This window comes from Bacillota bacterium, assembly GCA_013314855.1.
GTDB lineage: Bacteria > Bacillota > Clostridia > Acetivibrionales > DUMC01 > Ch48.
On sequence record JABUEW010000045.1, the window covers coordinates 16,632 to 31,399 of the forward strand.

Annotated in this window: 18 protein-coding genes and 1 riboswitch; of the genes, 3 read left to right on the top strand and 15 right to left on the bottom strand. The window is 37.1% G+C overall.

Features of this window, described 5'->3' with window-relative positions; translation table 11 throughout:
• Window positions 1-72: 72 nt before the first annotated feature.
• The 4 genes from HPY74_09450 to ribD all read right to left on the bottom strand — a co-directional run bounded on the left by HPY74_09450 (window position 73) and on the right by ribD (window position 3,829).
• Window positions 73-540, bottom strand: coding sequence for a 6,7-dimethyl-8-ribityllumazine synthase (locus HPY74_09450; protein ID NSW90874.1), 468 nt, complete (start codon window positions 538-540; stop codon window positions 73-75).
• 71 nt (window positions 541-611) lie between these two features.
• Entirely contained in the window at window positions 612-1,802 is a 1,191-nt protein-coding gene (locus tag HPY74_09455) for a bifunctional 3,4-dihydroxy-2-butanone-4-phosphate synthase/GTP cyclohydrolase II (protein NSW90875.1), read from the bottom strand.
• 195 nt (window positions 1,803-1,997) lie between these two features.
• Window positions 1,998-2,651, bottom strand: a complete 654-nt coding sequence (gene ribE / locus HPY74_09460) for a riboflavin synthase (GenBank protein ID NSW90876.1) — start codon at window positions 2,649-2,651, stop codon at window positions 1,998-2,000.
• A 98-nt stretch (window positions 2,652-2,749) separates the two neighbouring features.
• Window positions 2,750-3,829, bottom strand: a complete 1,080-nt coding sequence (gene ribD / locus HPY74_09465; GenBank protein NSW90877.1) for a bifunctional diaminohydroxyphosphoribosylaminopyrimidine deaminase/5-amino-6-(5-phosphoribosylamino)uracil reductase RibD — start codon at window positions 3,827-3,829, stop codon at window positions 2,750-2,752.
• Between the two features lie 149 nt (window positions 3,830-3,978).
• Window positions 3,979-4,095: riboswitch (FMN riboswitch) on the bottom strand.
• A 426-nt stretch (window positions 4,096-4,521) separates the two neighbouring features.
• Between ribD and HPY74_09470 the strand changes: the two genes are divergently transcribed.
• Window positions 4,522-5,094 (top strand): ECF transporter S component, encoded by a 573-nt coding sequence (locus HPY74_09470; GenBank protein ID NSW90878.1) that lies wholly within the window; start codon window positions 4,522-4,524, stop codon window positions 5,092-5,094.
• A gap of 45 nt (window positions 5,095-5,139) precedes the next feature.
• On the top strand, window positions 5,140-6,252 hold the full coding sequence (locus HPY74_09475) for a hypothetical protein (protein NSW90879.1): 1,113 nt from the start codon (window positions 5,140-5,142) through the stop codon (window positions 6,250-6,252).
• A gap of 131 nt (window positions 6,253-6,383) precedes the next feature.
• On the opposite strand, the gene HPY74_09480 is transcribed toward HPY74_09475, so the two are convergent.
• The 6 genes from HPY74_09480 to HPY74_09505 all read right to left on the bottom strand — a co-directional run bounded on the left by HPY74_09480 (window position 6,384) and on the right by HPY74_09505 (window position 9,200).
• The gene (locus HPY74_09480) at window positions 6,384-6,722 is read right to left on the bottom strand and encodes a hypothetical protein (protein ID NSW90880.1); all 339 of its coding nucleotides are present in this window, start codon (window positions 6,720-6,722) and stop codon (window positions 6,384-6,386) included.
• Window positions 6,723-6,806: 84 nt separating this feature from the next.
• Entirely contained in the window at window positions 6,807-7,445 is a 639-nt protein-coding gene (locus tag HPY74_09485) for a hypothetical protein (protein NSW90881.1), read from the bottom strand.
• A 55-nt stretch (window positions 7,446-7,500) separates the two neighbouring features.
• The gene (locus tag HPY74_09490; GenBank protein NSW90882.1) at window positions 7,501-7,806 is read right to left on the bottom strand and encodes a hypothetical protein; all 306 of its coding nucleotides are present in this window, start codon (window positions 7,804-7,806) and stop codon (window positions 7,501-7,503) included.
• 56 nt (window positions 7,807-7,862) lie between these two features.
• A complete protein-coding gene (locus HPY74_09495) occupies window positions 7,863-8,111 on the bottom strand; it encodes a hypothetical protein (protein NSW90883.1) in 249 nt (82 codons plus the stop codon).
• A 26-nt stretch (window positions 8,112-8,137) separates the two neighbouring features.
• On the bottom strand, window positions 8,138-8,350 hold the full coding sequence (locus tag HPY74_09500) for a hypothetical protein (GenBank protein ID NSW90884.1): 213 nt from the start codon (window positions 8,348-8,350) through the stop codon (window positions 8,138-8,140).
• A gap of 163 nt (window positions 8,351-8,513) precedes the next feature.
• Window positions 8,514-9,200, bottom strand: a complete 687-nt coding sequence (locus HPY74_09505; GenBank protein ID NSW90885.1) for a D-lyxose/D-mannose family sugar isomerase — start codon at window positions 9,198-9,200, stop codon at window positions 8,514-8,516.
• Between the two features lie 333 nt (window positions 9,201-9,533).
• On the opposite strand from HPY74_09505, the gene HPY74_09510 reads away from it, so the two are divergent.
• Window positions 9,534-10,358, top strand: a complete 825-nt coding sequence (locus HPY74_09510; GenBank protein NSW90886.1) for a tetratricopeptide repeat protein — start codon at window positions 9,534-9,536, stop codon at window positions 10,356-10,358.
• Window positions 10,359-10,379: 21 nt separating this feature from the next.
• Here HPY74_09510 and HPY74_09515 read toward each other — a convergent pair whose 3' ends face one another.
• The 5 genes from HPY74_09515 to HPY74_09535 form a co-directional block, all read right to left on the bottom strand.
• Window positions 10,380-10,745: a DUF5615 family PIN-like protein gene (locus HPY74_09515; protein ID NSW90887.1), complete on the bottom strand. Its 366-nt coding sequence runs from the start codon at window positions 10,743-10,745 to the stop codon at window positions 10,380-10,382.
• A 17-nt stretch (window positions 10,746-10,762) separates the two neighbouring features.
• The gene (locus HPY74_09520) at window positions 10,763-10,981 is read right to left on the bottom strand and encodes a DUF433 domain-containing protein (GenBank protein ID NSW90888.1); all 219 of its coding nucleotides are present in this window, start codon (window positions 10,979-10,981) and stop codon (window positions 10,763-10,765) included.
• Window positions 10,982-11,246: 265 nt separating this feature from the next.
• A complete protein-coding gene (gene araB / locus HPY74_09525) occupies window positions 11,247-12,911 on the bottom strand; it encodes a ribulokinase (protein ID NSW90889.1) in 1,665 nt (554 codons plus the stop codon).
• Between the two features lie 139 nt (window positions 12,912-13,050).
• Window positions 13,051-13,743 (bottom strand): RluA family pseudouridine synthase, encoded by a 693-nt coding sequence (locus tag HPY74_09530; GenBank protein ID NSW90890.1) that lies wholly within the window; start codon window positions 13,741-13,743, stop codon window positions 13,051-13,053.
• Window positions 13,725-14,606, bottom strand: coding sequence for a class I SAM-dependent methyltransferase (locus tag HPY74_09535; protein ID NSW90891.1), 882 nt, complete (start codon window positions 14,604-14,606; stop codon window positions 13,725-13,727). Before HPY74_09535 ends, HPY74_09530 begins: the two co-directional genes overlap by 19 nt.
• Window positions 14,607-14,768 lie beyond the last annotated feature (162 nt).

A 14,768-nucleotide genomic window follows, 5' to 3' on the forward strand; every position in this document is an offset into this window, starting at 1 on the left:
TAACAATATATTAACTTGTTCAATTATATTTTTCCATAAAATCAAAAATTTAATCACTATTTTGCAAAAATTCTACAATATTTTTAACAAATTAGCCATTTCAATTGCGGTTACTGCCGCGTCATAGCCTTTGTTGCCAGATTTTGTACCGGCGCGTTCTATTGCCTGTTCAATGGTGTCGGTTGTAAGCACACCAAATATTATAGGCACTCCTGAATCCAGTGATACTTTTGCAATCCCCTTCGCCATTTCACCTGCCACATAATCAAAGTGGGGTGTAGAGCCTCTAATAACAGCTCCTATGCATATTATGGCATCATACTTTTTGGATTGTGCCATTTTCTGAGCGACAAGCGGAATCTCAAAGGCACCCGGAACCCAGGTGACTGCAATATCGCTCTCATTGGCACCGTGTCTTACAAGCCCGTCTATTGCCCCTCCCAAAAGCCTGCTGCTGATAAATTCATTGAAACGTCCGACTACTATGCCGAACTTTAACTCTTTTGCTATTAAATTCCCTTCGTGCGTTTTAACTGACATTGCCATAACCTCCTCATTTATTTTACATATAGTACCCTTATACACGCAGGTCGAGATCAATTGTTTGCAACCTATAAAATATGCCCCATTTTTTCCTTTTTGGTTTTCAAGTAGAACTCGTTTACCCTGTTAGATTCAATTTTTATGGGAACCCTTTCAACAATTTCGAGACCGTATCCGCTCAAACCCGTCATTTTCTTCGGATTATTGGTCAATAGCCTCATCTTTCGCACTCCGATGTCGTACAAAATCTGCGCACCTATACCGTATTCCCTCTGATCGGGTGCAAAACCTAGCAAGACATTGGCTTCAACAGTATCCTTGCCCTTATCCTGGAGTTCATATGCACGTATTTTATTTACAAGGCCTATCCCGCGCCCCTCCTGACGCATGTAAAGCAAAACCCCCCTGCCTTCCTCACTTATCAGCTTCATGGCTGCGTTCAATTGTTCCCCGCAGTCACACCTCAAGGAATGAAAGGCATCACCTGTAATACATTCCGAATGCACCCTCACAAGCACGGGTTCATCCGTACTTCTCATGTCACCCTTTACCAGGGCTACATGGTGCTCTCCGTTTATAACATTCTCATATGCTTTTATTTTGAAGTCTCCAAAAGCTGTAGGAAGCATAGCTTCGGCTACTTTTCTCACCAGCTTCTCATTTTTTCTTCTATATTTTATAAGATCAGCTACGGTAATTATTTTTAATCCGTGTTTTTCTGCAAACTGTATTAAATCCGGCACTCTTGCCATGGTCCCGTCTTCCTTCATAACTTCACAGATAACTCCCGCAGGATACAGACCGGCAATTCGAGCCAGGTCCACCGCTGCCTCGGTGTGACCAGCACGCTCCAACACACCGCCTTTTCTTGCCACCAGGGGGAACACGTGACCCGGTCTGACAAAATCATCACAGGTTGCAGATGGGTTTGCCAGTTCCTTTATAGTCCTGGCCCTCTCAAATGTCGATATTCCGGTGGTAGTGTCCTTATAATCAACTGTGACGGTAAAGGCTGTCCTCATACTCTCACTGTTGTGCTCCACCATGAGAGGGAGATTCAACTGCCTTACACGCTCTTCCGTCAGCGGGGCGCACACCATGCCCCTGCCAAAGGAAGCCATAAAATTCACTGATTCAGGAGTCACCTTTTCAGCCGCCATCAGCAAATCCCCTTCATTCTCCCTGTCCTCATCATCCACTACTATCACCATTTTTCCTTCCTTTATGTCTATCAATGCCTCTTCTATTGAATTAAACAATGCAGAATCCCTCCCTTATTTCATCCAAGTTTTCGTATTAATCTCTTGCACCCGAACCAGCCTCCTTAACTCTCTACTCCCTGTAATCCTGTTTTGTCCTACTTTACTTTAACTGGGAACTGGCAACTTTACACTCTTTACTCCCTACTTCCTTGTACTCTTTACTCTTTACTCCTTACTCCCCACCTTTGCCTTTCAGGCAAATCCGTTCTCTCTTAAAAAATTGAGTGTCATCCCGTTTTCAGCCTTCTTCCCGGAAAATCTGCGGTTGATGAATTTTTCAACATATTTACCTATAATATCGCATTCTATATTGAGCACATCCCCGATGCGTCTTCTTGCCAGTGTGGTAACCCCTGCCGTATGGGGTATCAATGAAACCTTGAAGCTTCCTTCATCTACATGAGCAACAGTAAGGCTTACTCCGTCAACAGCAACCGAACCCTTTTCCACGATATATTTCAGAATATTATTGGACACTCCGACTGTGATCCACAGTGCATTGTCCTCCTCCCTTCTGTCTGCTACCACACCGGTTCCGTCAATATGCCCGGTCACAATATGGCCGCCCATCTTTCCTCCAAAACGCATTGCGCTCTCCAGGTTTACACTATCCCCCACTTTCAATGTACCAAGGTTGGTCTTCCTCATTGTTTCGGGCATAACATCAGCGGAAAACCACCCTGTACCCAGTCTTGAAGCAGTAAGACATATACCGTTCACCGCAATGCTGTCTCCTGTTTCAATGTCGTCCAGAATATCTCTGCAATTGATTGAAAGTCTTATCGAACTGTTTCCCTGGGCAATACCGCTTACTCTGCCCAATTCCTGAATAATTCCGGTAAACATGTTCCTCCTTTCCCAGCCGGTTCACACTGTCTCAGACGGCATAATTCTCCTGAGCGCCTGAATACCCGTGACCCCGAATATCCATATTTTTTGTATGTTCAGTTCTCAATATAACCTTCCACAACGATGTCTCCATCCAGTGTTGTCACGCTTACATCCTTGAGCCTTATTGCATCAGCTATCCGGTTTATACCTTCTCCCTCCACAGGTGTGACTGCATTGCTCCCACCAATAATCCTGGGAGCAATGAACATGATTACCTTGTCTACAATGCCAGAACTTAAGGCAGCCCAGTTTATTGTCCCTCCACCTTCCAAAAGCACACTGTCTATTTCAAGCCTGTAGAGTTCGTCCATCAGCTTGCAGAGGTCAACTCGTCCCCGGCCATCGTCAGCTTTGACTACTTTAACACCCATTTCGGTAAAGAGTTTCTCCCTGCTTTCTTCAATGCGTGATGAGGCGGCAAGGATAACTCCTGCATTGGAATTCGCATTAATAATATTGCTGTTCACAGGCATCCTGCCTTCACTGTCTACAACAATCCTGGCTGCATCCCTACCGCTTCCGGTTTTCAAACGTGTGGTCAGCATGGGATTATCGGCAATTACAGTATTTACACCCACCATTACTGCAGAAACACGGTTGCGTAAAGTGTGAACATACTGTCTCGAAGCGTCGCTGGAAATCCATCTGGAATCCCCTTTGGCAGTAGCTATTTTGCCATCGAGGGTCATGGCTGTCTTCATAATTACGAAAGGTCTCTTCTTAGTAATATATTTAATAAATATTTCATTGAGCTTTTCAGCCTTATCTTTACAGACTCCTGTGACAACCCTTATTCCCGCATTCTTAAGCATTTGTATTCCCTGTTCGGAAACCTTGGGGTTTGGGTCGGTCATTGCTATGACAACTTCACTAATCCCGGCTTCAATGATCGCCTTGGCACAGGGCGGCGTTCTTCCATAGTGAGAGCAGGGTTCAAGATTGACATACAGGGTGCTCCCCCTTACATCCTGCTTTGAACCGGTGATCGCATTTATTTCAGCATGAGCGTCTCCCAATTTTTTATGAAAACCTTCGGATATTATCTCTCCATTTTTTACAATAACAGCCCCTACAAGCGGATTGGGATTCGTCCGCCCCCAGCCGCACTTTGCAAGTTCCAGGGCACGGTCCATATATTTTTCATGTTCGTATATAATAATCACCACCTCTCTCAGGCACAACCGGATGTAAATGCGCACGTCTCTTTGTATCAGTATTGCCCATAATTAGATAAATAAAAAACCCTGAAGCCTATTCTTCAGGGTGCAAAAACACAAATAAAAAAATCCTTCTTCCATCCAGACTATACTGTCGGCCCCGGAATTCAACCGGATCTGCCTTTTTAAGGCTCGCGGGCTATACCGCCGGTAAGGAATTTCACCTGTCCCTGAAGAATCAAACCAAACTATTAAGTTGTCAATAATAAAATAGCATATATGAATACTTGTGTCAACCTGCAATTATTTTCAGATTCTGGGCGCATTTTATTTTTATGAAGAAAATGCTTCTTCAAAATTTGAAAATGCGCCCTCTTTTGGTTATTGATAAATATATAAAACTGTGATATAGTAATAAAAGATAGTTGGTCAGCTGAAGCTGGCATATTGTGATAAACAAAAAATAGAAATAATAAAAGATATTTTACTGCGAAATTGGAAATTTGCAGTGAAATCATAAGAAAATTAATTTGTAAATAAAAATTAGAATTACAATATTGAATTTTAAATTAATACCACGAAGGTATTTTTTCTCAGAAGAGAAAAATATGAGCGTGGTTTTTTTATTGCATTGAATTATTAAGATTTTATCGAAATGGGGGATTATTATGAGAAAATTATCAACAAAAAACACAGTATTATCAGGTTTATTTATTGCGTTAGGTCTTGTACTGCCTTTTCTTACCGGACAAGTTCCAAGTATTGGAAGCAAATTGTTGCCAATGCATATTCCCGTATTATTATGTGGTTTCATATGTGGTTGGCCCTACGGCATAATTGTGGGATTTATAACTCCTTTATTCAGGAGCGTGGTATTTGGCATGCCTCCCATGTATCCTACAGCTGTTGCAATGGCTTTTGAGCTGGCTGCATATGGTTTTGCTTCAGGATTTATATATAAACTGTTGCCTAAAAAACGCATTTCAAAAAATCTTTCGGTGTATGTTTCCTTAATAATTTCCATGATATGCGGGAGAATTATCTGGGGTGTAGTAAGTTACTTCTTATATGGTCTTAGGGGAACTGCTTTTACATGGCAGATGTTTACTGCAGGAGCGTTTATAAATGCTATACCCGGGATTATTATACAAATTGTATTAATTCCGGCAATTATTATCGCGATTCGGAAAGCAAAGCTTCTTGATACACACAATAGTGCGATGTATAATAATGATGTATAATATCGAGGAACATATAAATAAAGACAGTAAGGGAAAAGGTGTGACTTGATGACTTTGGAGGAAGTGCTTTTAAAACACTACAATTGTTATCCGAAGATGCAAATCCAGGATATGGTCAAGTTAATTTATCAGAATGAATTTGGGGGAGGACATTTAATTAAGAACAAGGATGATAGCCTTTTGAAGTTGGAAGAAGAATTCTGTTTGTTAAGAAGGTACTCTTCGAATATTAATATTCACGTTAGTGAATTGTTTGAAGATATAGGCAATAATCTATTGAGGCTAAATCTTTTTTCAATATTGAAGAAAAAAAACAATAAAGAAAACAATACATGCATTGAATTATCGACAATCAATAATTTTTTTGTAAATACTGCAAACAGCATTTCCGGGAAAAAAGAAAGATTTGAAGAAAAACTTGAGATTTTAAAAAAATGCTGCAGAGATAGATTATTGTCTTTTTCAATCATTGATGTTGAGGATTACCTTAAGGAATATAAAGCCAAGGGATATCCAATAGTAAGTCACAGTGAGATTTATCGCTCGACTTATCTACCTTCGTATAGAATAGTTGAATGCAAGTACCGTGATTTTTTTGAGATTTTTTGCAGGGTTGATTCTTTGCTAAAAACAAAGGACAGGGTAAATGTTGCTATAGATGGAAATTGCAGTGCCGGTAAAAGCACATTGGCTGATTTCATTGGTAACATATATGATTGTAATATATTTCACATGGATGACTTTTTTTTACCGCCTGAGATAAGAACACAAGAAAGGCTGAACGAAGTTGGAGGAAACGTAGATTATGTTCGCTTTAAAAACGAAGTTATAGAAGGAATAAACAGCGGTATGGAATTTCAATACAGAAAGTATAATTGCAAGCTTGGAAAATTTCAAGAAATTAAAAATGTAAAACCTAAAAAACTTAATATAATTGAAGGAAGTTACAGCATGCATCCTACCTTAATAGAAAATTATGATTTAAAAATATTCCTGCAGATAGATGAAGAAGAACAAAGGCGAAGGATTTTAAAAAGAAATGGCCTCAATATGTACAAAATGTTTGTAGAATTATGGATACCATTAGAAAACAGATATTTTTCCGAAATGAGAATCAAAGAGCAAAGTGATTTGGTGTTTACTTTAAAATACGTGTAGAAGACCTGCACCAGGCATTGGATATTTTTGCATCAAGGTACTGTCCTGTTATTAATAAGTACAATATAAAATATGCATGGACGGTTATGCAAGTGGAATTTTGACCTTAAGGGACTAAATTACATACATATCTATTCTTTCTCTTCTTTTAAGGCCACAAGTACTTTTATCCCGTTTCCCAAATTTATAAATTTTGCTTTTTTTTCGTTTATTATTACATTTCCCTCCTGATCCCTGGATATTTTTATACGTTCTTTTAATCCGTCAAGAATAATCTTGTTAAATGCGTACGGTTCAATTCCGATAAGAATAATGTTGGATGTTACAACTGTCGATTCAGCCGAATCTATTACATCGGCAATATTTACAAGGTTAACAAGAATATCTATTTCCCTTATTTTATCATATTCATTTTTTCTTAGATTTTCTTCCTTCGTACAATTTTCCCGCTTATCATTTTCATTAAACACTTATTGCCCACCCCCTTTTTAACCCATATAACCTATATAACCTATAACCTTATATAATATAAATATGAAATCAAAACCAGATTGCTACTTTTTATAATCTTCACTTCTGGCATTTTTATTATCAACAAATATTTTCATCCCATAGGGGGGATTCTGGGGGTCATAAGGCTCATCATTTATAAAGCAGCCCTCAGGAGTAATCCTTATTCTAGTCTGTTCATTTTTTTTCTGATTTACAAAGTTTTGTGTATTAAAATATTCCTCATTTTCTATAGGCCTTATATATTTAAATTCACTCATTCTAGGCCTTAGTCCTTTTCTTTTTGGAGGTACACTTTCTCTTAGTACCGGCTGTTTCCCTCTTTGTATATTATCATCTACTTGTTCATCAGCATTTTTAGCAACTATATTCTTATTTTCTTTTTCTTTATCTTTTTCATCAGCTGTATCATCAGTATTGGTAACTACTTTATTACCGTCATCAATTGTACACTCATTAGCAGCGGATACTATTTCACCAGCTGCACTGCCATCAATATCTGTACTTTCTGTAGTTCCCGTATCTGCCATTTCCCGGCAAATAGTATCCTCAATATTTACAGGTGTTTCCTCACATGTTTTATCATCTAACTTATCCTCAATTCTATTTTCATCTTTCTTAGTAATTAAAGGTATATAGGGAAGATAATTTCTTTTACTATAATCATGTCTTGTTGCCTTCATTTTTAAAACTCCTTTCTAACAAAAATAAATTTACATACATCTAATATAAAACCGTTTATTTACCCGATGATTCCTTTCTGTCAATAAATACTTTATAACCGGAAGGGGGATTTTTAGGATCCAGAAGCTTTCCATTAATGTAAATTTCCCCGTTAATTCCAATTTTTATTTCGGTTTCCTTTTTACAGTCTCTCTCATTATTTAATAAGTCGTTATAATACCCATCGAATGACATATGCTGTGCACGTTTTAATACCAGCAGAATATTTACCTGTCTGACATTCGATTTGCATGAGTTTATTATATTAGCGAAATTAGCTGCACTTACAGTAGCATTTAGTCTTGATTTAACACCATCCATCCCATAAACTCCTTTCTATGTATAAGTTACCCCTTTAAAGGGGTAACTCTATTGTTTTACCACTTCTTCTTCTTTTCATCTTTTTCCAGATCAAGCTCATTCTCAACACATGACTTGATATCATCACCGGCAATAAGTGTTGCTGCATTAGATTGAGCGTTTGATTTATCTGAGTAAATCACATATGCCAAAGCAATATTGTTTACTGTTAAAATTGAATCTTTAATACCATGACCATAGCTACTACTTCCGTCATAATCATGATCACACTTTTTTTCATCGGATAAAGGCTTTTCCTGTAACATAATTAATCCCTCCATTTTTATTGGTTTTAGTCATCTTTTTCAAGTTCCAGATCGTTTTCAACTTCAGAGCAAATATCATCTCCGGCTATCAAAGTAGCAGCATTTGCCTGAGCATTCGATTTGTCTGAATAAATTACATAAGCGAAAGCAAAGTTGTTGACCGTGATTATTGAATCATCAATGCCATAACCATACCCGGAACTATAACCATCCTTTCTTTTTTCATCGATGTTTTCCATAATGTCACCCCCGTAATTACTATGATCAATTTCTATTACAATATATTCTTTTGATATTAGAATTGTTAACATAAATTAAAAAAGAGATATGTAAAAAATAAATTTTACATATCTCTTTACAGTTGTTCAGCCCTGATTTGCGTTTATTATTTAACCTGTTTGCTTAATTTGTCCTTACAGGAGGATATTCATTACAAAGCAGGTAAATTGGAGGCTCATCTTCCTCTATGGCAGGAAACCTTCCTACTTCATCATAGAAGCGGTTATCCGTATTATCGTCATTCACTTTGGATACCTCTCCCACTAAAACTTTTCCGTAGCCTTTCTCTCCCCAAAACTTATGGTACTGGTAAGGTGGAAGAGTAATACTTTCTCCCGGGGTCAACCTAATAACTTCGCCTGGCCCAACAGTAAAGTTCCTTCCATCTATTGAAACTCTTACAGGGTTTTTCCCAAACTCACCATTTTCTGTTGAATTATATAGCTGAATCAGCAGATTTCCCCCACCCCTGTTTATAATATCCTCCATTTTGTTCCAGTGAAAATGAAAAGGAGTTACTTGTTCTTCTTCGACAATCATGATTTTTTCTGCATATGGTTTTAAATACCTTTTATCATTAGGGTTCCCATTCCTTAAGGTAAATAGTAATAAACCTACCCTTTCAAAATTGCCGCTCCCAAAGTCTGTTATGTCCCACCCTAGCATATTGTCACGTATTTCATCATATTCACTGCCTTTATTTTTCCAATCATCAGGGCTCCAATATGCAAAAGGAGGTAACTTAAAATTCATTTTTTCCATAAATTCTACTGCATTACGAAGGATTTTGTTTACCTTTGATCTTTTCATAACATTCACACCTCTTTCTACATTTGCTATTATCTCATTTCACGTCAGTTTTTCATTACTTATTTGACACTACCTTATGTACATTATTTATATTTTTTCTTGATAGTTCTTAATAGTTTAGCAACCATTTTACATGTGCTGTTCTTACTATTTTACCGATTGCTTCTCTTTCTAATTAGATTATATCATTAGCATCAACTTAAGCCAATGTTTAACCCAAATTATCAAATTAAATTTTTACTTAAATCAAATTTGACCACAGAAAATTATTGACTTATAATAAGGAGGGTATTTATACTATATACTAATATCATTTATTGCGGAGGGTTAATAATGCAAAATAAAGCTTGGAAAAATATAATTTTCTTTCTTGCGTTTATTGTTCTTACGGTTATTTTATTTAAAATTAACGCACTTCTGGGTTTGCTGTTTTTTCTAGGTAGTATAATTCTATTCCTATTTAATAAGAGGGCTACCATATTTGCTTTACTAGGTAGAACCAGCTATTATAAAGGGAATATGGAAAAAGGGCTTGTCTGGTTTGAAAGAGCATATAAAACCGGGATAGCTAAACCTCATACAGTCACTTCATATGCTTATCTTCTTTTAAAATCAGGCAAAATTGAAGAAGCTGAAAAGATATTGGAAAATTTGTTAAGGTCTAATCTCAATGAAGATGATAAAATGCTAGTAAAGTCCAATATGGCCCTGGTTTACTGGAAAAAAGGCAACCTTGACGACGCAATAAAAACTTTGGAAGAGGTTATTAGCAGTTATGAAACCACAAATGTATATGGGAGCCTCGGTTACATGCTCATCCAAAAGGGTGACATGGACAAAGCTTTGGAATTTAACCTTAAAGCTTATGACTATAACAATTCAAATGCTATAATTCTTGATAATTTAGGTCAAACATATTATTTGAGACATGAGTATGATAAAGCTTTTGAGATTTATGAAAAATTAATGGCATTAAACCCATCTTTTCCTGAAGCTTATTATAACTATGCATTAGTACTTAAAGCAAAAGGTGAAAATGAAAAAGCTCTTGAAACCGTCAAAAAAGCTCTTGGATATAGACTTTCATTTTTAAGTACCATACAAAAAGAGGACATTGATACATTAATTAAAGAATTGGAAAAAAATACAAAGAGTTAGAGCAAGCACTGATAATTACCCTCAAAATATAGGTAGACGTCTTATACGAAACTTGGTATCTGTTACTGAGATTATAGAACCTTTTACCAATTCATTACAGCATTTATCCATCAATTCTGATAATCTCTTATTTATGTTTTCGGATCTTTCGTCAGAAAGACGAAAAATAATTACACTTGGTAATTCAGATTTACTTGCGGCAAGTATTTGGCTAAAGTCCAAGTCCATAGTAAGAATTATTCTTGATTCCTCTATTCCTTTTTTGAATATTTCTTCATCTGATATTCTTTGTAGTCCCTGTTCAGATAAATGTACAACTTCATGTCCTTCATTTCTTAACCAGATTACTGTCTTTAAAGATATTCCCATATCAGCCAAAAATCTCATAAAGTATACCCTAACTCCTATGCATATACTTGTTCCCTAGTTAGCCAAGCAGCATATTCCAGAGACTGTTTTATATCTTCCTCATCAATATCCGGATATTCTTCAATAATTTCAGCAAAAGATTTACCATGAGCTATAAGGTTTACAATCAGCGAAACTGGTATTCTCATACCTCTTATACATGCTTGACCAGCCATTATTTCTTTATTAAAAGTAATTCTATCATATATAAACATAAAATCTCCTCCTACATTTATTTCAGTATTATTTGTTAATAAAGCCATATTAGATTAAACTAAAATGATAATCCTCATATATATTTTACCACTTTTTGAATTAAAATAATAGTAAAATACTTAAATTAATCACTTGACCTTGTTGTTAAGATTTAGAATAAGTACTGATAATTACCAGCAAAATACACTTTTTAGATCTTAAGCAGAGGGGAACAAAACAACCTCGTCCCCTCCTGAGATGTTAGTAATAAACTGACGGAATGCCTTATCCAACCTTAATTTTCTTCAGACGTTTCATTACATCATTTGCTCCACGCCCGAAATAATCATGAAGTATTTTGTATTCTTCATAAAGCTTTTTATAGATTTTAACGTTCTCAGGGTTAGGTTTATAATATTCTTTTTTTACTTTCGCCATGCATTTTGCTGCCTCAAAGATAGTGTCATAGCCTCCTTTTTCCTTGCCTGCCGCCACTGCTCCAAACATTGCGGAACCTAATGCCACTGTCTGAGGAGAAGCCGATATCCTTATTTCCCTGTTTGTCACATCAGCATAAATCTGCATCATAAATTCATCTTTTTCTGCTATGCCTCCGCATGCATACAGCTCATTTATAGCTACCCCGCTTTTTTCAAAGGTTTCAATAATTATATTTGTACCATAAGCAGTAGCCTCTATAAGAGCCCGATATATCTCTTCAGGCTTTGTGGCAAGGGTACATCCAATAATTAATCCTGTAAGATCTGCATCCACTAGCACAGACCTGTTTCCATTCCACCAATCGAGAGCTACTAGTCCACTCTCGCCTGGTCTATACTTCATAGCCTTTTCTCTCAATAATCTATGTATATTTATTCCTCTTTCTCTGGCTTCTTGCATATAGGATTCAGGAACACAATTGTTTATAAACCATTCAAAATGGTCTCCTACACAAGATTGTCCTGCTTCATAACCCATAAATCCTGGAATTATACCATCTTCAACAACACCACACATACCAGGGACTATTTTCTCTTCTGTACCAAGAACCATATGGCAGGTAGATGTTCCCATAATCATCAGCATCTTCCCCGGTTCAACAATTCCTACAGCAGGCACGGCAACATGGGCATCAACATTGGATACAGCTACAGCTGTTCCAGGAAGTAATCCAGTAAACTTTGCCATTTCCGGTGTAAGCTCTCCTGCCTTTGCACCCTGAGGATAAATAGCTCTGTTCAACTTCTCATCTACCAAGTTTTCAAGCCTTGGGTCAAGAGCTTTAAAAAAATCTTTGGAAGGATAACCATCCCTTTTGCTCCACAAGGCCTTATACCCTGCAGTACAACTATTTCTTCGTTCGTTGCCGGTCAACATAAATGAAATCCAGTCTGCAGCTTCAATAAACTTATCAGTTGAATTATATACTTCAGGTGCCTCTTCTAGTATTTGCATTATTTTGGGAATTAACCATTCGGAAGATATTTTCCCACCATATCTGTTCAGAAACTTCTCTCCCCTTTGGGCTGCTATTTCATTTAGTCTATTTGCTTGAGGCTGTGCTGCATGATGTTTCCATAACTTTACATAGCTATGGGGGTTATATTTAAATTCGTCTTTAAAACAAAGAGGTGTACCTTCTTTATCAATGGACAGCATAGTACATGCTGTAAAGTCGATAGCCATACCTATTACATCTTTCGGATCAACACCCGATTGTTTCAACACAGAGGGTATTGTCTCTTCAAGCACTTCCAGATAATCTTTAGGGTGTTGTAACGCCCAGTCGTGTGGAAGCTTTGTTCTGCCGTCAGGCAAATACTCATCCATAACTCCATGGGTATAGTCTTTTACAGCCATGGCAACAATATTCCCGGTGTCAACCTCAACAAGGACAGCCCTGCCTGATTGCGTTCCAAAGTCAACTCCGAGGCTATATTTTTTTGACATACATTTCACTTCCTTTCATTTTCCTAACTTATAAAATATACTATTAAAATATACTATTTTGAACATAATATTTTGTACACACTATTCCTTCATTTATTATAACATCAGTTTCAAATTAAGCCAACTTTGTAAAACTCAATTAAAACAAAAAATTAAATACATTCCAGGGATAGGTTTCAGGAGGATTACTCTGGAAGGCCATTTTTTCTTTTTTAACCGGGTGAATTAGCCTAACCACGTAAGACCATAATGCTAACTGCTCTCCTGCCCTGCTCAACCCTGCATTGTATTTCTGGTCGCCATATAAAGGGTAACCCATAGTTGCAAACTGGACTCTTATTTGATGAGGACGTCCTGTAAGGAGATTTATTTTCACCAGACTCATATTTCCCTTGCTTTTTAATACTTCATATTCAAGTATAGCCTTTTTTCCCCCTTTTTCCGCATTGTCTACAACATATACCTTGTTCATCCTATTGTCTTTTATAAGATAATGCTCAAGCCTCCCCTTTAAACAATCGGGTGTTCCATAAATAACAGCAAGGTAGCTTTTTTCAAAACTACCTGTCCTTATTTGATCCGACAACCTTGAAGCTGCCTTTGATGTCTTTGCAAAAACCATTACCCCGCCTACAGGCCTGTCAAGCCGGTGCACAAGTCCAAGATATACGTTTCCCGGCTTATTATATCTCTTTTTAATATCTTCTTTTAGTATAGTCAGCAAGTCCTCATCGCCGGTAATATCTCCCTGGGTAAGGACATTAACCGGTTTTTCAACAACCAACAGGTGGTTGTCTTCATAAATTATTCTAATTATACGCCTGCCTCCCATCTTCCAAAAGCTCCACACGGAAGTACAAGACATGAAGATGAAATGGGCAAACCTATTTCATCTTCACTAATAATCCCTCCAAACTTATTTCTAACTGTAATAGTCAGTATATTTCTCAAAACCACCGGTGATAAGCCGGTAGTATAAGTATTAATTAGAAAAAAGAGGGGATTATCTGACAATACTCCCATGCAAAGCATTATAAGGTCATAAAGATTGTCCTCTATTTTCCACATCTCCCCTCCAGGTCCCCGTCCATAAGAAGGCGGGTCCATAATGATAGCATCATAAAAATGGCCCCTTCGATTTTCTCTTTGAGTAAATTTAATTACATCATCAGTAATAAACCTCACAACCCGTTCCCCTAATCCCGAAAGAGCCAAATTTTCTTTTGCCCTATTTACCATGCCTTTGGCTGCATCCACATGACACACTTCAGCCCCGGCATAAGCAGCAGCAACAGTTGCTCCCCCTGTATACGCAAACAGGTTTAATACTTTTATGGTTTTATACCTCGACTTTAGCCCATTTTTAATCTTATCTATAATCCAATCCCAGTTAACAGCTTGTTCCGGAAACAGTCCTGTATGTTTAAAACCTGTGGGTTGAATATAAAAAGATAAATCTTTATATTTTACTGTCCAACGCTCAGGAATTGATGAAAAATATTCCCAATGTCCCCCGCCACTCCGGCTCCTATGGTAATGTGCATGTACTTTTTCCCACTGTTTTTGATTTCCTGTAATGGGCCAAATAGCTTGAGGATCAGGCCTTCTTAATATGTACTTTCCCCACCTCTCAAGTCTCTCACCATTACCTGCATCAATTAGTTCATAATCTTTCCAGTTGTTAGCCACCAGCATAATAATTTATTTCCTCCGCAAGTAACAATTTCAGTATATTATATAATAAACTATACTGTATCAACTTAATTTATCAGTATCATTAATATGTTAACCCAAACAAAACATAAAAAATAATTTTACCATATAATTCAGTATATATTAAAAAAATATAAAAGAAAA

Excerpts from the sequence above, each read along its gene's own strand:
- HPY74_09450 (NSW90874.1), bottom strand. The coding sequence starts at position 540 with ATGTCAGTTAAAACGCACGAAGGGAATTTAATAGCAAAAGAGTTAAAG.
- ribE (NSW90876.1), bottom strand. The coding sequence starts at position 2,651 with ATGTTTACCGGAATTATTCAGGAATTGGGCAGAGTAAGCGGTATTGCC.
- ribD (NSW90877.1), bottom strand. The coding sequence starts at position 3,829 with ATGGACCGTGCCCTGGAACTTGCAAAGTGCGGCTGGGGGCGGACGAAT.
- HPY74_09470 (NSW90878.1), top strand. The coding sequence starts at position 4,522 with ATGAGAAAATTATCAACAAAAAACACAGTATTATCAGGTTTATTTATT.
- HPY74_09485 (NSW90881.1), bottom strand. The coding sequence starts at position 7,445 with ATGAAGGCAACAAGACATGATTATAGTAAAAGAAATTATCTTCCCTAT.
- HPY74_09490 (NSW90882.1), bottom strand. The coding sequence starts at position 7,806 with ATGGATGGTGTTAAATCAAGACTAAATGCTACTGTAAGTGCAGCTAAT.
- HPY74_09495 (NSW90883.1), bottom strand. The coding sequence starts at position 8,111 with ATGTTACAGGAAAAGCCTTTATCCGATGAAAAAAAGTGTGATCATGAT.
- HPY74_09500 (NSW90884.1), bottom strand. The coding sequence starts at position 8,350 with ATGGAAAACATCGATGAAAAAAGAAAGGATGGTTATAGTTCCGGGTAT.
- HPY74_09505 (NSW90885.1), bottom strand. The coding sequence starts at position 9,200 with ATGAAAAGATCAAAGGTAAACAAAATCCTTCGTAATGCAGTAGAATTT.
- HPY74_09510 (NSW90886.1), top strand. The coding sequence starts at position 9,534 with ATGCAAAATAAAGCTTGGAAAAATATAATTTTCTTTCTTGCGTTTATT.
- HPY74_09515 (NSW90887.1), bottom strand. The coding sequence starts at position 10,745 with ATGAGATTTTTGGCTGATATGGGAATATCTTTAAAGACAGTAATCTGG.
- HPY74_09520 (NSW90888.1), bottom strand. The coding sequence starts at position 10,981 with ATGTTTATATATGATAGAATTACTTTTAATAAAGAAATAATGGCTGGT.
- araB (NSW90889.1), bottom strand. The coding sequence starts at position 12,911 with ATGTCAAAAAAATATAGCCTCGGAGTTGACTTTGGAACGCAATCAGGC.
- HPY74_09530 (NSW90890.1), bottom strand. The coding sequence starts at position 13,743 with ATGGGAGGCAGGCGTATAATTAGAATAATTTATGAAGACAACCACCTG.
- HPY74_09535 (NSW90891.1), bottom strand. The coding sequence starts at position 14,606 with ATGCTGGTGGCTAACAACTGGAAAGATTATGAACTAATTGATGCAGGT.